At 63.2% G+C, this 20,060-nt stretch carries 21 protein-coding genes and 2 pseudogenes; 16 read left to right on the top strand and 7 right to left on the bottom strand.

Annotated features, from left to right (window positions below; translation table 11 throughout):
• Positions 1 to 315 precede the first annotated feature (315 nt).
• Positions 316 to 1,569, top strand: coding sequence for an MFS transporter (locus DN412_RS04355; protein WP_115013384.1), 1,254 nt, complete (start codon positions 316 to 318; stop codon positions 1,567 to 1,569).
• 198 nt (positions 1,570 to 1,767) lie between these two features.
• Positions 1,768 to 2,331 (top strand): single-stranded DNA-binding protein, encoded by a 564-nt coding sequence (locus tag DN412_RS04350; protein WP_115013383.1) that lies wholly within the window; start codon positions 1,768 to 1,770, stop codon positions 2,329 to 2,331.
• 172 nt (positions 2,332 to 2,503) lie between these two features.
• Here the strand turns inward: DN412_RS04350 and arsH are convergent, their stop codons facing one another.
• The 5 genes from arsH to DN412_RS04325 all read right to left on the bottom strand — a co-directional run bounded on the left by arsH (position 2,504) and on the right by DN412_RS04325 (position 5,381).
• Entirely contained in the window at positions 2,504 to 3,268 is a 765-nt protein-coding gene (gene arsH, locus DN412_RS04345; RefSeq protein ID WP_115013382.1) for an arsenical resistance protein ArsH, read from the bottom strand.
• Positions 3,265 to 3,690: an arsenate reductase (glutaredoxin) gene (gene arsC / locus DN412_RS04340; RefSeq protein ID WP_115013381.1), complete on the bottom strand. Its 426-nt coding sequence runs from the start codon at positions 3,688 to 3,690 to the stop codon at positions 3,265 to 3,267. Before arsC ends, arsH begins: the two co-directional genes overlap by 4 nt.
• An 11-nt stretch (positions 3,691 to 3,701) precedes the next feature.
• Positions 3,702 to 4,772: an ACR3 family arsenite efflux transporter gene (gene arsB, locus DN412_RS04335; RefSeq protein WP_115013380.1), complete on the bottom strand. Its 1,071-nt coding sequence runs from the start codon at positions 4,770 to 4,772 to the stop codon at positions 3,702 to 3,704.
• The gene (locus DN412_RS04330) at positions 4,769 to 5,113 is read right to left on the bottom strand and encodes an ArsR/SmtB family transcription factor (RefSeq protein ID WP_115013379.1); all 345 of its coding nucleotides are present in this window, start codon (positions 5,111 to 5,113) and stop codon (positions 4,769 to 4,771) included. Before DN412_RS04330 ends, arsB begins: the two co-directional genes overlap by 4 nt.
• 82 nt (positions 5,114 to 5,195) lie before the next feature.
• Positions 5,196 to 5,381, bottom strand: a complete 186-nt coding sequence (locus DN412_RS04325; protein ID WP_115013464.1) for a YnfA family protein — start codon at positions 5,379 to 5,381, stop codon at positions 5,196 to 5,198.
• A 164-nt stretch (positions 5,382 to 5,545) separates the two neighbouring features.
• Here DN412_RS04325 and DN412_RS44395 point away from each other — a divergent pair, with 164 nt between their 5' ends.
• Entirely contained in the window at positions 5,546 to 6,598 is a 1,053-nt protein-coding gene (locus DN412_RS44395) for a porin (RefSeq protein WP_244222557.1), read from the top strand.
• Between the two features lie 64 nt (positions 6,599 to 6,662).
• Positions 6,663 to 7,001 (top strand): RcnB family protein, encoded by a 339-nt coding sequence (locus DN412_RS04315; RefSeq protein ID WP_078195216.1) that lies wholly within the window; start codon positions 6,663 to 6,665, stop codon positions 6,999 to 7,001.
• Between the two features lie 81 nt (positions 7,002 to 7,082).
• Here DN412_RS04315 and DN412_RS04310 read toward each other — a convergent pair whose 3' ends face one another.
• Positions 7,083 to 7,331: a hypothetical protein gene (locus DN412_RS04310; protein WP_115013378.1), complete on the bottom strand. Its 249-nt coding sequence runs from the start codon at positions 7,329 to 7,331 to the stop codon at positions 7,083 to 7,085.
• A gap of 554 nt (positions 7,332 to 7,885) precedes the next feature.
• On the opposite strand from DN412_RS04310, the gene DN412_RS45430 reads away from it, so the two are divergent.
• From DN412_RS45430 to DN412_RS04290, 4 genes and pseudogenes are all read left to right on the top strand, one after another.
• A complete protein-coding gene (locus DN412_RS45430; RefSeq protein WP_115013377.1) occupies positions 7,886 to 9,037 on the top strand; it encodes a collagen-like protein in 1,152 nt (383 codons plus the stop codon).
• Between the two features lie 203 nt (positions 9,038 to 9,240).
• On the top strand, positions 9,241 to 9,747 hold the full coding sequence (locus DN412_RS04300; RefSeq protein WP_115013376.1) for an ion channel: 507 nt from the start codon (positions 9,241 to 9,243) through the stop codon (positions 9,745 to 9,747).
• A gap of 21 nt (positions 9,748 to 9,768) precedes the next feature.
• Positions 9,769 to 10,140, top strand: a pseudogene (locus DN412_RS04295) (DUF308 domain-containing protein); the annotation flags it as partial.
• A 49-nt stretch (positions 10,141 to 10,189) separates the two neighbouring features.
• Positions 10,190 to 10,543 carry a hypothetical protein gene (locus DN412_RS04290; RefSeq protein ID WP_115013375.1) on the top strand — a complete coding sequence of 118 codons (354 nt, stop codon included), beginning with the start codon at positions 10,190 to 10,192 and terminating at the stop codon, positions 10,541 to 10,543.
• Positions 10,544 to 10,563: 20 nt separating this feature from the next.
• Here the strand turns inward: DN412_RS04290 and DN412_RS04285 are convergent, their stop codons facing one another.
• Positions 10,564 to 11,457, bottom strand: a complete 894-nt coding sequence (locus DN412_RS04285) for a MurR/RpiR family transcriptional regulator (protein WP_115013374.1) — start codon at positions 11,455 to 11,457, stop codon at positions 10,564 to 10,566.
• 279 nt (positions 11,458 to 11,736) lie between these two features.
• On the opposite strand from DN412_RS04285, the pseudogene DN412_RS45805 reads away from it, so the two are divergent.
• The 8 genes and pseudogenes from DN412_RS45805 to DN412_RS04245 all read left to right on the top strand — a co-directional run.
• Positions 11,737 to 12,158 (top strand): annotated as a pseudogene (locus DN412_RS45805) (hypothetical protein); the annotation flags it as partial.
• A 534-nt stretch (positions 12,159 to 12,692) separates the two neighbouring features.
• Positions 12,693 to 13,046, top strand: a complete 354-nt coding sequence (locus DN412_RS45800) for a hypothetical protein (RefSeq protein WP_161563977.1) — start codon at positions 12,693 to 12,695, stop codon at positions 13,044 to 13,046.
• Positions 13,047 to 13,055: 9 nt separating this feature from the next.
• Positions 13,056 to 13,487 (top strand): type IV pilin protein, encoded by a 432-nt coding sequence (locus DN412_RS45795; RefSeq protein ID WP_115013373.1) that lies wholly within the window; start codon positions 13,056 to 13,058, stop codon positions 13,485 to 13,487.
• A gap of 2 nt (positions 13,488 to 13,489) precedes the next feature.
• A complete protein-coding gene (locus tag DN412_RS04270) occupies positions 13,490 to 14,035 on the top strand; it encodes a GspH/FimT family pseudopilin (RefSeq protein ID WP_161563976.1) in 546 nt (181 codons plus the stop codon).
• Positions 14,029 to 14,826: a PilW family protein gene (locus tag DN412_RS43340; protein ID WP_161563975.1), complete on the top strand. Its 798-nt coding sequence runs from the start codon at positions 14,029 to 14,031 to the stop codon at positions 14,824 to 14,826. Before DN412_RS04270 ends, DN412_RS43340 begins: the two co-directional genes overlap by 7 nt.
• On the top strand, positions 14,823 to 16,118 hold the full coding sequence (locus DN412_RS04265) for a pilus assembly PilX family protein (protein WP_279635123.1): 1,296 nt from the start codon (positions 14,823 to 14,825) through the stop codon (positions 16,116 to 16,118). Before DN412_RS43340 ends, DN412_RS04265 begins: the two co-directional genes overlap by 4 nt.
• Before the next feature lie 27 nt (positions 16,119 to 16,145).
• Positions 16,146 to 18,497 (top strand): InlB B-repeat-containing protein, encoded by a 2,352-nt coding sequence (locus DN412_RS43335; protein WP_161563973.1) that lies wholly within the window; start codon positions 16,146 to 16,148, stop codon positions 18,495 to 18,497.
• A 364-nt stretch (positions 18,498 to 18,861) separates the two neighbouring features.
• Positions 18,862 to 20,058: a pyridoxal phosphate-dependent aminotransferase gene (locus DN412_RS04245; protein ID WP_115013370.1), complete on the top strand. Its 1,197-nt coding sequence runs from the start codon at positions 18,862 to 18,864 to the stop codon at positions 20,056 to 20,058.
• The last annotated feature ends 2 nt before the right edge of the window (positions 20,059 to 20,060 follow it).

Here is a 20,060-nt window from a genome sequence, read left to right as displayed (position 1 = left end):
CAGAACCCGAAACAAGTACCGAAATTGGCACTTCCGACCGCTGGCGACGGCCGGAATGCGCGCCCGGGCACACGCCCGGGGGTCCTCTGGCATGGCCAGGTGACCCGGGAAGCGCGAAGGAGCAAACCTGTTAATATACCCAACTTCGGTTTCCGGGGTGGCTCGCGCCATGCAGGCGCCCGGCGAAGCCGCCGTCGGCTCCGGGTTCCGGGCGGCAACTTCCCCCCGTGATCCCGATCAAAACTGCCGTTGCCGCTTGCCGCATTACCGGGCACGGGCAGCCAGCCTGACAGATTCCACGATCCCACGATCGCAATGCCGTCGATCCAGTCTTCTTCTCCGGGTGCGGGTGCCGCCGACGCATCTCAGGCCCCCCCCGCCCGCGAACGCATGACCCGCGCCGAGTTGCGCGCCGCCGTGTCGCTGGCCAGCATCTTCGCCTTGCGCATGCTGGGGCTGTTCCTGATCCTGCCCGTCTTTGCCGAATACGCGCGCGGCCTGCCCGACGGGCACGACGCCCAGCGCGTGGGCCTGGCCATGGGCATCTACGGCCTGATGCAGGCCTTCCTGCACATCCCGCTGGGCTGGCTGTCCGACCGGATCGGGCGCAAGCCGGTGATGGTGGCCGGCCTGCTGCTGTTTATCGCCGGCGGCCTGGTGGCGGCTTTCTCCGACACGCTCAGCGGCATCATCGCCGGCCGCGCGCTGCAGGGCATGGGCGCGATCTCAGCGGCCATCACCGCCTGCATCGCCGACCTGACGCGCGAGCGCCATCGCACCAAGGCGATGGCGATGGTGGGCGGCAGCATCGGCCTGACCTTCGCGTTGTCGCTGGTGATCGCCTCGCCGCTGCTGCACAGCATCGGCATGTCCGGCATCTTCGGGCTGATGTCGGTGCTGGGGGTGGTGGCCATCGGCGTGACGCTGTTCCTGGTGCCGACCCCGCCGCCGCCGCATCCGGTGCGCCTGCCGTTCCGCAAGGTGCTGCTCAATGCCGACCTGGCGCGGCTCAATGTGGGCGTGCTGGCGCTCCATGCCTCCCAGGTGGCGATGTTCATGGTGGTGCCGGCCATGCTGGCGGATGCCGGCATGCCGCTGGACCAGCACTGGAAGGTCTACCTGCCGGTGGTGCTGGTGTCCTTTGTGCTGATGCTGGGCCCGATGATGGCGGCCGAGCGCTACGGCCGCGTGCGCCCGGTGCTGTTGAGCGCGGTCGCGCTGATGACCGCGGTGCAGCTGCTGTTTGCCGCCGTGCACGGGCTGTGGGCCATCGTCGGCGTCTTGCTGCTCTTCTTCGTCGCGTTCAACGTGCTGGAGGCGATGCAGCCTTCGCTGGTGTCGCGCTACGCCGCGGCCGCGCGCGGCGCGGCGCTCGGCGTCTACAACACGACCCAGGCCCTGGGCCTGTTCCTGGGCGGCGCCGCCGGCGGCTGGCTGCTCAAGCACGAGGGCCGCAGCGCAGTGTTCGTCGGCTGCGCGGTGGTGCTGTTGCTCTGGCTTATAATTGCCTGGAGCATGAAGGCGCCGCCGGCGCGCGGGCAGGAAGCTGCACCCGCGACTGCCGCCTGAATCCACAACTGAATCCGCATCACTTCGTAAAGAATCCGGCCTGGAAAAGGCCTAGCATGATCGCGCCACCCGACGTCTGGCCGGGGGGCGCGATGTTCGTTTACGTCACCGCAGTATCGCGTCACACTACAGTCCGCTTTACAGTCATCGTATTGCCACGCTTTTCAACACAGCGCGTGGCTTTTGGAGAACATTCAAATGGCATCGGTCAACAAAGTCATTCTCGTCGGCAACCTCGGCGCAGACCCGGAAACCCGCTACCTGCCCAGCGGCGACGCCGTGACCAATATCCGCCTGGCGACCACCGATCGCTACAAGGACAAGCAGAGCGGCGAGATGAAGGAGGCCACCGAATGGCACCGCATCTCGTTCTTCGGCAAGATCGCCGAAATCGCCGGCCAGTACCTGCGCAAGGGATCGTCGGTCTATATCGAAGGCCGCATCCGCACCCGCAAGTGGCAGGACCAGTCGGGCCAGGACAAGTACTCCACTGAAATCGTTGCCGACCAGATGCAGATGCTGGGCTCGCGCCAGGGTGGTGGCGGTGGCGGTGACGAAGGCGGCTACGGTGGCGGCGCGGGCGGTGGCGGTGGCTACAGCCGCGAAGCATCGGGCGGTGGTGGCTACGGCGGCGGCCGCGGTGGTCAGGCGGGCGCCCAGGGTGGCGGCCAGGGTGGCGGACAGGCCGGTGGCGCTGCGCGCCGTCCGCAGCAGCCGGCATCGAACGGTTTCGAGGATATGGACGACGATATTCCGTTCTAACCTTGCGTATGCACAATCTGTAAAGAAGAACCCCGCTCAATGCGGGGTTTTTTCTTTGGCATCAGTCCGTTAAGCAGCGCCTGGGAAGGCGAAAGCTTCCGAGGGCGCCCCGTTCATGGCGATGATTCTGCCGTCCCCCCCACCGCGATACCCGGGCTGTCCCGGCTTGTGGTTATTCGACCTCGCCGTCGTCGGTATCTCCGGCCTTGGCGTCCGGCTCATGGCTCATCGCGGCTGCAGCGAGGGTGGCGGCGACCTGCGGGGCGGCTTCCTTGCGCTCGCTGTACCTGTCTGTCAGGTAGTCGGAGCGATCGCGGATCAGCAGCGTGAACTTGTACAGCTCTTCCATCACGTCGACCACGCGGTCGTAGTAGGACGACGGCTTCATGCGCCCATCAGCATCGAATTCCTGATATGCCTTGGCCACTGACGACTGGTTGGGAATCGTCACCATCCGCATCCAGCGCCCCAGCACGCGCAGCGCGTTGACTGCGTTGAAAGACTGCGAGCCGCCGCAGACCTGCATCACGGCAAGGGTGCGGCCTTGTGTGGGACGAACGCCGCCGCTCTCCAGCGGCAGCCAGTCGATCTGGTTCTTGAACACGGCGGTCAGGGTGCCGTGCCGCTCGGGACTGCACCAGACCTGTCCTTCGGACCATTCGGACAGCTTGCGCAGTTCGACTACCTTGGGATGGTCCGGCGGCACGCTGTCGGTAACAGGGAGGCCATGCGGGTCGAAGACCCGGGTCTCGGCACCGAACTGCTGCAGAATCCGCTCGGCCTCCCGGGTCAGCAGGCGGCTGTAGGATGTCTCGCGCAGCGAGCCGTAGAGCAACAGGATGCGCGGAGGATGGGTGCTGACCCGAGCCGGCACAAGTTTGTTCAGGTCCGGCGTGTCGAGCAACGACGGTACGACGTTGGGCAATGCAACCGTCATCCGTTGACCCTCCGGCCTTGCGCATCGATGACCACCTCGCCATCCTCCTTGGTGAACCGGCCTTGCTGGGGCGACGGCAGGATGTCGAGCACCAGCTCCGACGGGCGGCACAAGCGCACGCCAAGCTCGGTCACGACGAACGGACGATTGATCAGGATGGGGTGCGCCAGCATGGCGTCGAGCAACTGGTCGTCCGTCAGGGCCGGATCGCCCAGGCCGAGTTCCGCATAGGGGGTGCCCTTCTCGCGGATGGCCTGGCGCACTGTCAGGCCGGCTTGCCGGATCATGTCCTGCAGGGTGGCACGATCCGGTGGCGCGCTCAGGTACTCGATAATCTGTGGCTCGATGCCCGCGTTGCGAATCATGGCCAGCGTGTTGCGGGAAGTACCGCATGCAGGGTTGTGGTAGATCGTGACAGACATGGTTCGGGTTCTCAGTTCGTCTTGGCTTCGTACCAATAGCGCGATCGGTTCACCACGCCGACGACCAGCAGCATGACGGGCACCTCGATCAGTACGCCGACCACCGTGGCCAGCGCGGCGCCGGATTGAAAGCCGAACAGGCTGATAGCGGTGGCGACTGCCAGCTCAAAGAAATTGCTGGCACCAATCAGCGCCGAGGGGCCAGCCACGCAATGGGCGACGCCAAAGCGGCGATTGAGGTAATAGGCGAGGCCGGAATTCAATACCACCTGAATCAGGATCGGGACGGCCAGCAGCAGAATGATCAATGGTTGCTCGACAATGGCATTGCCCTGGAAGCCAAAGAGCAATACGAGCGTGGCAAGAAGTGCCATGATCGAATAAGGGCCGAGCGCACCCACCACGCGCCGATACGTTGCCTCGCCGCGTGCAAGCAGCGCCCTGCGGATGATCTGGGCGATCAGCACCGGAATAACGATGTAGAGCGCGACCGATGTGATGAGGGTCTCCCACGGCACGGCGATCGACGACAGGCCCAGCAAGAGCCCGACCACGGGTGCAAAGGCCACGACCATGATGGCGTCGTTGAGCGCCACTTGCGACAGCGTGAAATACGGGTCGCCCTTGCAGAGCTGCGACCAGACGAAGACCATCGCGGTGCATGGCGCCGCTGCCAGCAGGATCAGGCCGGCGACATAGCTGTCGAGCTGGTCGGCCGGCAGCCACGCTGTGAAGACGTGCCGCACGAAGATCCAGCCCAGCAGTGCCATCGAGAACGGCTTCACGAGCCAGTTCACGAACAGCGTCACGCCGATGCCGCGCCAGTGGCCGGCGACCTGGCCCATCGCCCCGAAATCGATCTTGATCAGCATCGGGATGATCATGACCCAGATCAGCAGGCCGACCGGGATGTTCACCCGTGCCACCTCCATGGCACCGACGGCGTGAAACACGCCGGGCAGCGACTGTCCGAGCAGGATGCCGGCGACGATGCAGAGCGCGACCCAGACGGTCAGATAACGTTCGAAAAAGCCGATACCGCTGCTCGGTGCTGCAACAGCGGCTTGCTGCGCCGTGTTCATCGCTTCGGCTCCGCAGGCTGTTCGCCGATGCTGCAGCGGGTCACAGGGGAGCACGGATTCCCGCCGCAGCAATTCTCCGTGAGATAACTGAGCAGATCGTTCATGGTCTCGTAGCCGGCCGAGTAGATGATCGACCGCCCATCCTGGCGGCTCGTGAGCAGTCCGGCGCGATGCAGTTCCTTGAGGTGAAAGGACATTGACGAGGCTGGCATTTCCATCAGCTCAGCGATACGGCCGGCGGGCAGGCCCTCAGGGCCGGCTTGCACAAGCAGGCGAAAAACGGCCAGACGAATCCCATGGGCGAGGGCGGCGAGCGCCTCAAGAGCGGTGTTTGTTTCCATAATTTGAATGTAGTCGAATTATGGAAGGATGGCAATGATCTGTGGTCCGTGACCTTGCCGGCACGCGGCGATCGCGGCGCGACTAGCCCGGCCGTTGTCCCATGGCGATTACACCTGCTCCGCATAACGCCAACCCGACGCCGACGACGTCATTCCAGGTCGGGGATACTTTATCGACTGTCCACAGCCAGCCGAGCGCGGGCGCGATATAGACCGCTCCGTAAGTGGCATAGACTCTGCCGCTAGCCTGACTTCCTGAAACCGGCAGATTCTACGTGCCCGTGCCAGGCACCTTCGGCGCAAACCGCATGACCTCATGCGCACACATTCGTATGCGGATGGCCGGCCTCGCCCTATATTTTTGCATTCTTAATTTGTATGCAAAAACGGAGGGCGGGCGTGAGGGTTTGGAATACCAGGCGCGGCTGCGCCATGCCACTGGCGATGGCCGGCGTGCTGGCGGTTGTGGGTTGCGGCGCCTCCCAGCAGGCGCTGGCGCAGCCGGCGGCGTCGTCCGTTTCGGTCTATGGCCTGATCGACACCATGGTCCGGTACTCGGACAACAACCGCGGGGACCAGCGCCTGGCGGAACTGAGCGAGGGCTATTTCAGCGGCTCGCGCTGGGGCGTGCGCGGCATCGAGGCGCTGGGTGCGGGCTGGTCGGCGCTGTTCGACCTGGAAAGCGGTTTCGACCTGGCCACCGGTGCCTCGCTGCAAGGGACCGCGGCGCCGAACTACGGGCAGGTTGGCACGCAGGGCACGGGCCGGCTGTTCGGCCGGCAGTCTTTTCTGGGGCTCGAGCACCAGGCGTGGGGCAAGCTGACGTTCGGGCGCCAGTTCACCACGGCCTATGACGCAACGTTTCGCTTCCAGCACTATGGCCATCCCAATCTGGATGCTGTCGCCATCCTTAACGGCTACACCGGTCCGCGCCAGGACAACATGGCGAAGTACGCGGGCAAGTGGGGCGCGCTGTCGGCGGCGGCACACTACACCTTTGGCGAAGTGCCGGGCGATGCGGCCCCGCCAGCAGCAGCCGGGGCCTGGCGCTGGCGTGGACCACGGCGGATCGACGTGGGCGCATTGGAAGCCAGCGGCTGCTCGACGGCAACGTGGCCGTGGACGACGACTACGGGGGCGCGGAGTTTGCAGCCGGCGAGACGCCAGCAGCATAGCCGCCCCAGGACTGGCGGCCAGGCAGCCTCAGGCAAGCACCGGCGACCCGGCCTCCCGCTCCCACTCGACGCAATTCCTGCCGTTGTTCTTGGCCACGTACGGCACGTTGTCCGTGCGCATCAGCAGCGCTTCAAAGTCTTGTTTCTGTCAGGTTCTATTCTAGTCATGGGTGCCGTCAGAGGCTCCCCCCCCCCGATGGATGCCATCCGGCAAACAATTGTGAACAACCTGGCCATCCCCGCGTGCCTTGACTGCCGCATTCGTCAAGGCTGCGAGGGCTGGCGGATGCCCGATCGTCAGCATTTGTGACTAATCTGGTAGATGCTGTCGGATCCTCCGGCAGTTCGGTTTTCCCGTACGCAAGGAGATCACGATGAATATCAAGAAAGCGATGCCGGTGCTGTTGCTGGCGGCAAGCGTGCTGGCGGCGCCGTTCGCGATGGCGCAGGGCGGTGCCAGGTCCAAGCCGATGAAGGATTCCATGGCCGCCTCCGAGCCGGCTGCGCAGAACTCGCCCTATATGCAGGTGCAGCAGTGGAAGAAGGGCGACCGGCTGCCCACCGAGTTCAGGGACCGCCAGTATGTGATCGATGACTACAAGCAGTACAACCTGCCCGCGCCGCGCAAAGGCACGCGCTGGGTCGGGATTGGCGCCGAGTATTACCTGGTGGCGCCCAATGGCGTGGTTCAGCAGGTGGGATCGGGCTCCTGAGCCAGCCGGCCGCGGCGTTGTCCGCAGGAAAACAAGAAAAACCGCCACGCCTGGGTGCGTGGCGGTTTTTTGTGCCGGCTATCAGATACCCAGGATCTTCTTCGCTTCGAGCAGCGATTTCATCGCTTCGTCATGATTGCCAGCCTTGTGATAGGCCTCGCCGTCTGCGCGCAGCTTGGCGACCTTGGCGGCGTCTTCCTGCGACAGGGCAGGCTTGGTCGACAGTTTGGCGTCGATGGCCTTCATCTCATTGGGGCAGTTGTGGGCGAATGCCATGCCGGTGGCGCCGCACAGCAGCACTGCCGTAAGGATCGGAAAGAGTTTGCGCACGTTGGCCTCCGCGTGGAGCCGTTGGAGTATTCAGCATAGTGCATCGCCACGGTGCCGGAGCCTGGCCGGGAGGCGCATAAATGGCGGGTTGCCGCGGCACTGCGAATACCCCCCCATAAAGGGGTAAATGGCGATTATTTGTTTCTCTTTTGAACGGGCCATCGCCGGCCATCGCCAGGCCATCCCATCCGGAATTCAACCGTTATTCAACCATTTGGGCGAGGCCACGCCGGGGCTTTGATGGCTGCGCCGGCACCCATTGCCGCGGTGCTGCAGACGCCCACGGTGCCGACATCTTGCCAGCACGCGTTCGCGTGGCCTGGCGCGGCAGCCCGGGTTTTTTCATAATCGTTTTCCATGGCCTTTTTTCATTTTAAACGGGTGTGCGATTCATTTGGCCTGGCACGGAATTTCCCTGGTTCCGCCCGCGCGCTTCATTAATGAAACAGCCCATGCGAATGCACGATTTGTCGGAGGCACCGCGATCTCTAGATTGGATTCACCCGGCATCGATCCGGGGATGCAGTTCAAAAAAGAATCCGGGGGCTTTCATCATGCAACACATCGACCTGAAACGCGCAGCGATCCCGCTCGCCTGCTTCGCCATCCTGCTCGCCGGTTGCGGCGGTGGCGGCGGCGATTCCACGTCGGCCAGCGCCGGGCCATCGGCCAGCGTGCCCGGTCCCGCCGGCGCCAACGGCAAGACCATCCTGTCCGGCACCAATGCGCCGACCGCGGACGTCGGCACGGATGGCGACTTCTACATCAATGTCTCGGGCTCGACGCTCTACGGTCCCAAGGCTGGCGGGGCCTGGCCGGCCGGCGTGTCGCTGATCGGCCCGCAGGGCGTGGCCGGCGCGCCTGGTGCCGTACTGCTGCACGGCGCGGCCGATCCCACCGCGGCGGACGGCGGGGTCGGCAGCTTCTACCTGAATACGACCACCAACACGCTGTTCGGCCCGAAGACGGCGGATGGCTGGCCGGCCGGGGTATCCGTGGTCGGGCTGACGGGGCCGGTCGGCCCAGCGGGTCCCGCTGGGGCTGACGGGGCGCCAGGGCCGGCAGGGCCGGCAGGTGCGAAGGGGGACAAGGGCGATACCGGCGCGCAGGGTGCGACGGGTGCCACTGGCGCGACGGGCGCGACAGGTTCGCAGGGTGCGACGGGTCCGCAGGGTGCGACGGGTGCGCAGGGTGCAACGGGTGCAACGGGTGCAACGGGTGCAACGGGTGCAACGGGTGCAACGGGTGCGGCGGGAGAAAAGGGCGACAAGGGAGATCCCGGCACGGGCGGAACCGTCTACACGGCCAATTTCGCCGTCACCTCGCCGCCCGGCGGCAACGGGACTTACGTCATGACCGGCTCCGGGCTGACGCAGCAGAGTTCCGATCCCTATTTCGGCGCGGTGATGCCCGTGGCCTGCGACGGCGGCTTTACCCTGACCGCAAGCCTGGCGGGCGCAGTGCCGTCCAATGCGGCATACACGATGACGGCATATCGTGTCGCCAGCGGCACGGCGCTGGACACGCTCGAATCGCTGCCTTTGACCGATGCGTCCCAATGCGTGCTCGACAACGCCGACCGGACCTGTTCGGCGCCGGCCACCACACCTGTGGCGGCCAACGACATCGTCCAGGTCCGGGTCAGCGGCAACAACACCTTCAACTGGAACGGGGGGCTGTACGTCAACCTGTACTGCAAGCACTGAAACCGGGCCACCCGGCGGCCGCCCGGCCGCCGCCAGCAACAAACCTCTGCCAGGGCTGCCAGCGCAGCAGCGCGCCAGCCACTGACTGCGCCCTGGTTTTCCCGCACGCCTTCCAGTGTTATTTTGGAGGGCGTCATTTTTTTGTCCGCCCCGTTCCGTACCATACCGCTTGCCCCGACGCCTTACCGGACCTGCCGCTGCGCATGGAAACCTCCGCCGAACACTATTCGCTGGCACTGCTATGCGCCGCCGTGCTGACCGTGACCGTGGTCGGCATCCACTACGAGGCGCTGCGGCTGCTGTCCGCGATGCACCCCCGGCGCTGGAGCGGGCGCGTCAATATCGGCGTGCTGATCGTCTGCATCATCGTGGTCCATTGCCTTGAGGCGCTGCTGTTCGCACTGGGTTTCTGGTTTGCCGACCAGGTGCTGGGCCTGGGCGGGCTGGCAGGCGTTGCCGCGCCGGGCGGCAAGGCATCGGGCATGCACGGGCAGCCGGGTGCGCTGGTCTATGCCTACTTTGCGCTGGAAACCTTTACCACGCAGAGCCTGGGCGATATCGTCCCGGTGGGCGCCACCCGCCTGATCGCCAGTATCGAGCCGCTCGTCGGCCTGATCCTGATCGGCTGGTCTACCTCGTTCACCTACGTCATGATGCGCCGCGACTGGGAGCTGGAGCGCGACGAAGGCGGCGACCGCCGCCGCGACTAGCGGCCCCGGCCCGCCGGTTTTTCCAGCCCCCGGGTCTGGCGCCAGGCCAGGGGCTGGCGGCCGCTCTGGCGCCTGCTGACCACGCCGGAGCTCTGGGTGGCTGCGCAGATCCGCAAGCGCGCCAAGACCATGGCCTGGACGCCCGGCCTGACGCTGGACTACGCGCGCGCGCTCAGCATGCTGGCTGATCCGCGGCCGTCCGGCTGGGCCAGCATGACCCGGATGGCGCTGGGGCAGATGCGGCGCCACCGCCAGGACTGGCGCCAAGCGGCGCGCGTCCAGGCAGGCAAGGCGGGAATGCCGGGCGATGGGCCCGTCGCAGGTGGCATCGACGCCGCAAATGTCGGAAATGCCGGTAATGCCGGTAGTGTCAGGCAGGCCGCGAACGATTAAGCTGGCGGCCTTTGACTAAATTCATCGAGCCACAGGAGAGAAGTCAATCATGCCGAGCCGCCAGCGAATCCTGACCCGTATTGCCGCGATCGCCGCCGTGGCGCTGGCCTGCGGTGCCCATGCGCAGAAGCCGGACGGGGACAGTGCTGCCGCCGCCGCCATCAACGAAGCGGTGCAGCAGGGCACCACCCCCTACCGTCCCGACCCGGCCGCGACGCCGGGCAGCATCCAGTCGGACGAATGCCGCGCCCTGGCCGCCCAGATCGCCGAGGCGCCCAAGCGCGAATACCGCGCCACCCAGCCGGCCATTGAAACCGCGCAGGGCCGCATGGTCCCGGAGCTGGAACGTGACCGTCCGAAGAAGTCGCTGCAGCAGGCGTATCGGGAGAAGTGCACGCAGTAAGCCGGGCGCGGCGGGCCGGCTCAGCCGCGCCCGGCCGCCACGTAGGCGCCGGTGCGGTGCAGCTCGCCCTCGGCCTGCTCCAGCGCGCGGATCGCGCCCTTGCCCTTGCGCGCGAGCAGCTGCTCGACCAGCGCCTCGGCCACGGCCACGCCGGCGGTAATCGACGGGAAGAACGACGGGCTTTCCACCGAGAACAGCAGCGTGCAGTCCGCCGCCAGCGCCATCGGCGACACCGTGCTGTCGGTCAGAGCGATCACCTTGCAGCCGCACTCGCGCGCGGCCGCGGCCACGCGGATGCTCTCGTGTGAATACGGGGCGAAGCTGACCACCACCACCGCATCCTTGGGCGCGAGGCCGCGCAGCTCCATTTCCAGCGTGCCGGCATCGGCGCGGATCAGGTGCACGGAGCTGCGGAACAGCCGGTAGACATAGTGGAAGGTGAACGCGATCGGAAAGCAGGAGCGGAAGCCCGCCACATGCACGCAGGCCGCTTGCGACAGCAGCTCGGCGGCCTGCGGCAGCGTCTTTTCGTTGCTGGCGGCGATCAGGTCCAGGTTGTGGTGCTGCGCGTCCAGCATCTCGCCCAGCATGCGGCTGGCGCTGCTTTCACGCACCACCTTGCGCGCGCGGTGCGCATACGGCTGGCTGCCGCCGCGCAGCGCGTCGACAAACAGCTCCCGCAGTCCCTGCCAGCCCTCGAAGCCCAGATGCTGCGACAGCCGCACCAGGGTGGCCGGCTGCACCCCGGCGCTGGCCGCGATCTTGCGCATTGACAGCACCGGCACGTCCTGCGGATGGTCGAGCAGGTAGCGCGCGCCGCCCTGGAACTGCGTGCTGAGCGTCGGGAAACTGGCGCGCAGCCGGGCAAGCAGGGCCTCCAGGTCTTGCGGCGGGGTGGGGCTGTCGGACGACATTGGTACTCCGGATTGGATTTGTAACGATTGTTGCACAGCTGGCTGCGGGCAGCATCACCTGGTTGCGCGACAGGCACGCGGCCCTCGCTCGGCCGGTTGCCCAACGTGTGGATTCGTTCGATTCCGGTCCGCCTATTTATGAAACATATGTTCCGTCGAGGGAGGTTTTGTATCTATACTGCCGCCATCACCGCTGCGTCTTCGTATATCGACCTCGGCGATCAAAGCTGTAAGCGCCGACGCCACTACAGGCCTGTCGTTTTGGACCCATCGAGCTTCATGACCCACGTCTTTCATCGGAATCCGCGCCAGAGACTCTCCCGGTGCTGGTCGCCGGCAAGGGCACCGAACTGAGGGGCATTGAAGGCAGGCGCTACTGGAAGCCTCCGGCGCCGCCGCGGTGTCGTCCCTCGGCTAGGGACATCCGCGCGTGAACGAGGCAATCAAGGCGCAACTGGAGCTGGGGCAGGGCAGCCGCCGGCATTTCATCGCGCGGCGCCAGAGCTAGCACGGCAACAGGCTCGGAGCCCTGGTCATCGGCGGCAATGCCTGGCGACGCGAGTCATTCCCGCCTGGTGCCCGCGCTACATGCTTCACTGCTGATCCTGGACGAGTCCATGTCAGGTATAAGCCACACCGGTTACCAGTTTGCCTGCGACGAAGGCGGCGTAGTGCCAAAGGTACCAATGGTGCCAAGTGGGCAGGATGTGGCAATCGTCCAACGATTGACGTTGTGCCTTGGCAACCTTCTGTCGAGTATTGACACGATTGTATAAAATCCTCAACATCTGAGCCACGTGGCCATTTAGTGAGCCCGTCAATAAACAAAATAGGCGCTGCCGGTCGCATGCCGCATGCGGCTCCAGCATGCCAGAACGAGGCAATTTTCGGGAAGGACGTGGTAGTTCCGCCGCAGAGCGGAGCGCCTGGTCTGATCGCGCAACGAAAGAAGGGGTCAATATGAAACAGGTCATCAGAGGCGCGCCAGCCCTCTCGTCCGCATATCAGCGCTGTCGACGACAGCGCTGAATCCGCTAATTCTTGCGCGACTGAGCCCAATTTCCCGGTTCCACAAGAAATCCGTCGCCACCTCAGGCGACAGGGATTTGCGTGTAATCGTCGGCCGGCCCTCGACTGCGCGATGCGGACCCAGTCCTGTCTGCGCCCCGATCAGCGTGCCATGCGCCAACCGCAGGCCGTCCAGCGCGAGCAGCGTCGTGATCTGAACCGCGTTCTTGTATCAGCCCGCAGTATCTGACCTTCGTGAGGCCGAATTGCTGCTTGATCACCCGGAACGAATGCGCAAACCTGGCTCGGCCGCGGGCATTGATGTGCCCGAGCCGATTGGCGACGAGCGCCTGGATCGCGCCGCTACCGCCGCCGGATCAGGGCAACAGATCGTTGCGCAGGTACTGGCGACAAGTCACACGCCCTTTCCCTTGGCTTCCCGCTTCTGCAAGCCTGATCTATCGCTTCATCTCCGACTCATCACTCAGGCACACGCATGGCTACGCTTGCATTTCAGTCGACGACGACTGCCCGCGTTGAGTGGATCGGTTGTCCTTAGCGCCATCACAATGAACTATTGAGTCAAAAAAATGCAGAGGCGTTTTAATCGCTACAGAGGTTTTACTCTCATTGAGCTGCTAATCGCGGTCGCCATCGTGGCTATCCTGGCAGCCGTCGCCATACCGTCCTATCAGAATTATGTGAGGAAAGGAAGGCGCGCCGATGCCCAGGCTCTGCTCCAGGCGGCGAGCATCGCGCAGGAAAAGTATCGCTTGAACAATACGACCTACGCGACTGCGACATCTAATCTATCGCCGCCTTGCCCGACTTCAGGCGCTTGCCTCAGCGATCAAGGGAACTATACCCTCGCAACTCCAACTTCGGTGACAGCAAGCTCCTACACGTTGACGGCAAACGCGTCATCGACATCCCAACTGGCCGATACGGGCTGCACTGCGATCGTCTATGCAGTTAGCGGAACCACAATAACCTATTCACCGGCCACATGCTGGGGCAAGTGATCATGAGAAGGCATCCCGGTGGCTTCACGTTAATTGAGCTAATGGTCACGATTGCCGTGCTCTGCATTCTTGTCACCATGGCATTTCCGAATCTCAGTGATTACCTCGATAAGCAGCGTCTGATCAGCCAGATGCGGGCGATTTCGAATCTGGCGCAACTGGCGCGTTCGGAGGCAATCAAACAGTCGTCGTCGGCCGCCTCTGGCTTAAAAACCGTATCCTTTACGGTGGGCCCGTCCGCGCCCTGGTATGTCGGCATAGCGAATGGCTCTGCGGCATGCAGTGGGGCCACCTGTTTCATCAACGAAGCAGGAAACAACGTATCGCACACCGTGTCGGCCACCGAATGCACGGGCTGCACGATGACCTCGCCAGCTGCGCAGGCCGTCATCACGTTTGACCTGCGGGGGCTTGCCACCGGCAACACCGATCAATCTATTACTTTGCAATCTCCCATGGGCAGGCAGCTCAGCCTGAACATCGGACGACTCGGTCGAATTTCATTGTGCTCTCCAGGTGGGGCGGTAGGCGGGTACCCAACATGTTGAGCCCAATTTCAAGACAACAGTCGGGATACAGCCTCATCGGATTGATGGTGGGCATGGTGGTCTCGTTGATCGTGCTTTGGGGAATGTCTGCGGTCTACCTGAATTTTTCCCGAGGCAACCAGGTCACCACAACGGCGACCCAGTTGAACCAGGATATGCGTGCTGTGATGGACATCATGGTCAACGACATTAGACGGGCTGGATACTGGGGAAATGCCACAAAAGGAGCCAATCCGTTCACCGCGGCAGCCACTAACCTCGAAATATCGGGCAGCAGCAACTGCATTCTGTACAGCTACGATGCAACGTTCGCTGGCGGCGCGCCCGGAGTCGTGGACAGCAATGCCGCTTTTATGGATTTCTTCGGGTTCCGGCTTTCAGGAGGCGCTGTGCAAACGCTGCTGCCGACGGCAAATTTAGCTAGTACTAGTACCAGTACGCAGTGCGGGACAGATGCCATTTGGGAGAACCTGACAGACCAGAGAGCCATCACGGTAACGGCTCTGACGTTCGATACCATCGGCTCCAAATGCATTTCATACCTGCCGGCGACTTACGACCCGACCAATACCACCACTTTCACAGCCTGGACAACAACAGGTGGAAGTCTGCAGGCGTGCAGCCCGGCCGCAGCTGGCGCGCCAGTCACCTATCCGCCTGCCACCAACACTTTTGTAGAAACCCGGCGGATCAATATCAGCCTTACGGCTCAAAGCAAAACCGATTCGACCATAGTTCGAACTCTGAATGGAACGGTGCTCGTACGCAACAACCGTGTAATCACGCCATGAAGTTACCTGCCCAGAGGTCCCGCCCATTCGCATCGCGACAGAAAGCCACGATTCAACAGGGGGCGGCAACGCTCATCATGACCGTCATTCTGCTATTGGCGGTGGGACTGATGGTGCTTTATACCAATCGAGCGGCCATCATGGAGCAACGCCTCTCGGCCAATGAGATACGGACGAAACAGGCGTTTGCGGCAGCCAGTGCGGGCCTTGATCAGGCCCTGGCCTATATGCGAAAGGGCGGGATCGATCAGGATAAGAATGGCGTGCCAGACGTGATCACACCGAATACGCTGACGAGCAGCAGCGGAACGCCGAGTTATTACCAGGCGCTTTACTGCGACCCGTTGGATATTCCTTATACGACCTGTCCGGCAACGCATGGCACGGCATTGTCCTGCACACTGCCACCCGCGGCACTGCCGCAACCGGTCGTACCGATGGACCTTTCACGGGTAGGCATTATCAGTTGTGGCTGGAGCGATGACGACAGTTCGGTCCAGCGCATTGTGCAGTTAGCGGGCTTCAGTCCATCTCTCGGGGGCAGCATTTCGACACCGGTTACGTCCAGAGGCACGGCCAATCTATTGACGGGGGGAGCCTCGATCCTCAACTACTTCAACGACCTGACAGTTTGGTCGGGGGGGGCGCTGCTCGGCCAAAGCAACACAGGCAAGACTTTCATTCGCGATGAAGTCAGCAATCCGATCGCCAGTCTGAGCGATCCTTATCGAAATGTCGGGAACAGCCCCGGGTGCAATAACCCGCCCACCGGATATCAGTGTTCCACGCAAGGCGCCAACCTTGGTCACGACACGGTGAGCAACGACACAAAGCTTTCAAGCCTGAGCAGCGATGGCTTTTTTCAGTACTTCTTTGGCCAGACACCTGTAGCGTACCGGGACAGCACAGCTACCTGGGTAGTTGACCCCGGCAGCGTGCTGGCCACATCGAATTCAACCAGTCTGAACAGCATAGTCAACATGCAGGACAACGCCATCTGGGTTGAAGGCAATGCCAGCTTACCGGGAAATATCGGTACCCAGGATCATCCTGTGGTTCTTATTGTAAATGGCGATTTCGATATGAGCGCCAATTCCGTGATCAACGGATTGGTTTATGTGACTGGCAATATCACGGGTAACGGTTCGCCCACCATCTACGGAGCGATTGTGAATGCCGGTTCCGCCAATGTCACCGGCAATCTGAAGGTTGTCTTCGACCCGAAAGTGCTTGGCGCGGCGTCCAATCTTGGCCAGGCCGCAAGGCTGCAAGGTAGTTGGCGCGATTGGTAGGCTGGCTGATATTCGGACGGTTATCTTATGTATATAAAAAGAACTCCGCGCAATCATGGCTTCATACTGATCGAAGCCATGATTGCGTTAATCCTCATCAGCATCGGTCTGCTGGCGGTATCAAAATTGCAGACCTTGAGTCTTTCTGGTGCGGGTCAGGCAAAGTCGCGATCGGAAGCGATGGCTCTGTCGCAACAAAAGCTCGAGCAAGTTCGCAATATGCTGGTGAAGTCGGCATTCACTGGCACGCCGCTGGTCTCTGGCAATGCGACGGTGAGCGGCAGCAACGCTTCCTATGCCATGACGTGGGCTGTATCAACGCCCAGCGGGGGCCTGGAGCAGCGTTTGGTTCAGCTGACGACCACATGGACCGACGGCCAGGGCGTCCAGCAGCGCCTGGATCTGAACAGCGTGGTAGCGTGGGATGACCCTGGCGGGCAGGGCAAGTTGACCGCTGGTTTGGGCGGCTCACTGATTTCGCCCACCGGCTCTGCTCAGAGGGGCAGCGGAACCTATACCGGCACAAGTGTGGCAAATGCTGATGGCACAAAGATTGCCGTCAATAATGGAACGACCTACCTCCTGAGCAGCACGAATGACATCCTTCTTTACCTGCCACCGAAGAACAATGCCGCACAATCGTTCTCGACCATAACCGGCAAGGTATTCTTTGATCAGAACGCCAGCAATGGCATTCCGAGTTCAGCCAATGTGCGGGTTCGCTTGTCAAGCGAAGGTGAGTGCGTCTATAACAATTCGCCAACCCTGATGACCGCTGTCACCAGCGGCAGCAACTCCTACAAATACTTCACTTACACCTGCTACGTCGGCCCAGGCTGGTATGGAAACGTAGGCGTTATTATCGATGAGTCCGTCACGGGCAATGCCGCTAGTCCGACCATCTGCGTAGGCGACCCTGCATTCAACGGTGGCGCGAGTGACGGCACGCTCATCAGCGCAAATCCCCTGGAGTCCTCGACCCGCAGCTATCGCGGATTCAAGGGCTCGGTGGGTGCCTATCTGTCCACCGGAATGGGTACACAATCGGTCGTCGATCAGTCCGCCAATCCTGTCGTCAACAGGCCGTGGAGCGGAACCAAGTACGGGGCATCTTTTCAGCCTGATGGAACCGCCATTACCGGCCCATTCGACGGGCGCCCAAGGCCTTCCGCATATCCCAGTTCCTACGCCTCTGTGACGGCAGGCAGTGCGACCGATTACTTCGAACAGAACTTCCTGGTCACCAAGGTGACGGGCAACGGCACCTGTAACGCGAAGATGGCCGGCGGGGCATTCACCCGTAATGCAGGCAAATACGTTTGCATCAACCCTGACAACGACTCGGCGGCGGATGTGTGCCCCCCTATCTGGCCAGGCTTCGAGAGCCAGGTCGGCTCCGGCGGCACCAGCTACGCTCTGACGGTGACCAGGACAGGAACCGGTACTGGCACGGTCACCAGTGCGCCAGCCGGGATTAGCTGCGGGGCGACTTGCTCGACAACTCTTGCCACCGGCACTTCCGTGACGTTGACGGCGGTGGCTGATAACGGCTCGACCTTCACCGGCTGGAGCGGCGGGGCTTGTACGGGCACGGGGGCCTGTACTGTCCCCATGAACAGTGCAACGTCCGTTACAGCCACCTTCGCATTGGGGGTGACTTTGACCGTCACGCAGAGCGGGACGGGCTCCGGTACCGTAACCAGTACGCCAGTAGGGATTAATTGTGGCGTGACTTGCTCGTTCGGATTTAATACCGGGACGTCGGTGACCCTGGCATCAGTGGCCAATGGCGGCTCCACATTCTCAGGCTGGAGTGGTGGATGTTCAGGCACAGGCCCTTGTACCCTTACGATGACAAGTGCAACCACAGTCACTGCAACCTATACCGCGACGACGACCTATGCTTTGACGGTGACCAAGGCCGGAACCGGTACGGGTACGGTGGATAGCTCGCCGGCAGGGATCAGTAGTTGCTCGTCCACCTGCTCGGCCTCCTACGGCGCCGGGACGTTGGTGACGCTGACACCGAAAGCGGCTGGTGGCAGTACCTTCACTGGTTGGAGCGGGAGCTGTAGTGGTACTGGCTCTTGCTCGGTGACCATGAGCGCGGCACAGAGCGTCACCGCGACGTTTTCTCCGAATGCCACTTGCACCACGCCAATAAGCGGATCGGCCGCCGACAAGCAAGGCAACGTCACTGCAAGCAGTGGGACTTGCTCAATGGATGGCAATGGCTCTTCCAATTACAGCTGTTCGTTGTCCGTCCCCCAAGGTACTGTTGTTACGCTGACTAATTCAAGAACGAATGGCCAGACGTACACCTATACGAAGAACGTTACCGCAACCTGTGCACCGCAGACCGGTGTGAACTTCCCTTGACTCTGCGCAAATGGGTTATTGAAATCCTCATGTGATTCCTCGACTTCTCATTTCGCTGCTGCTGACGTGGCAAGCAGCCTCGGCTGCCGCTGCGGCTTCCGGCGGCGCTTCGGCCCACGTCCGCGGTCCGGCATCGGCCCCGCAGGCGGCAAGACCGGAGCGTTCGGAGCAGTACGCGTTGCGGCCGGCAAACGACGGGCAGGCGCGAGGCGGCTTTGGCCTGAAACTCCGGCCGGGCGGCGCTGCGCGCGATAACGACGGCGGCGCCCGTGACGGGCTTGGCTACCCCGCCAGGTAGAGGGGACCGGCAATCGGCGCGGCTTTCCGGTACTCTTCCCATTCACTGCCTGGCCGAGGAACCCCCATGCCCGCAAGTCCCGACTTGAATATTCCCCAAGCCCGCGACACCGTCCGCCACCTGCGGGCCTCCCGCATCCGCGAAGTGGCCAATGCCGGCATCGGTCTGCCCGACGTCCTGCCGTTCTGGTTCGGCGAATCCGACCAGGCCACGCCGGATTTCATCCGCGATGCCGCGGCGCGCGCGCTGGCGAATGGCGCTACCTTCTACACACACAATCTCGGTATCGCACCACTGCGCAGTGCGCTGGCCGATTACGCCAGCGCTTTGCACGGTGCGACACCCATGGAGAACGTGGCTGTTACCAGTGCCGGCGTCAACGGGCTGATGCTGGCTGCGCAACTGGTGACCGGCCCGGGCGACCGGGTGGTGGCGGTGACGCCGCTATGGCCGAACCTGGTCGAGATTCCAAAGATCCTCGGTGCCACGGTCGAAACCGTTTCGCTGGACTATGGTCCGCATGGCTGGACGCTCGACGTCAGCAAGCTGCTGGCGGCGCTGACTCCCGGCACGCGCGCGCTGATGGTCAACTCGCCCAACAATCCCACTGGCTGGGTGATGCCGCGCGCCGCGCAGCGGGTCGTGCTGGACCATTGCCGCCGCCACGGCATCTGGATCATTGCCGACGAGGTTTATGAGCGCCTTTACTACGGCGATGAAGCGGGCGGTGGCGAGAGCCGCACCGCGCCGTCCTTTCTCGATATCGCTTCGCGCGAGGAGCGCGTCATCCACGTCAACTCTTTCTCCAAGGCCTGGCTGATGACGGGCTGGCGGCTTGGCTGGATGGTCTTGCCGGCGTCGATGACGGACGATCTCGGCAAGCTGATCGAGTACAACACCTCGTGCGCGCCCTCGTTCGTGCAGGAAGCGGGCGTCCTGGCGGTGCGCGCAGGCGAATCCTTCACGCGCGGACTGGTGCAGCGGCTGCGCGCAGCCCGCGATCACCTGGTTGGCGCGTTGTCGGCAGTGCCGGGTGTGGATGCCCACGCGCCGGAAGGGGCCATGTACGTGTTCTTCCGTCTGCCGGGCGCGGGCGACAGCCTGGCGCTGTGCAAGCAGCTGGTGCGGGACGCCCGGCTCGGGCTGGCGCCCGGCAGCGCGTTCGGCGACGAGGGCGAGGGGTTCGTGCGCTGGTGCTATGCCTGCGATCCGGCAAGGTTGGACGAGGGCGTGCGGCGCCTGCGCGAATTCATCGGACGCTGACT

Source organism: Cupriavidus lacunae (assembly GCF_003353055.1).
Classification (GTDB): Bacteria; Pseudomonadota; Gammaproteobacteria; order Burkholderiales; family Burkholderiaceae; genus Cupriavidus; species Cupriavidus lacunae.
The sequence above is the reverse complement of the archived record's forward strand: the minus strand, read 5'-3'. Positions and strand labels throughout refer to the sequence as shown.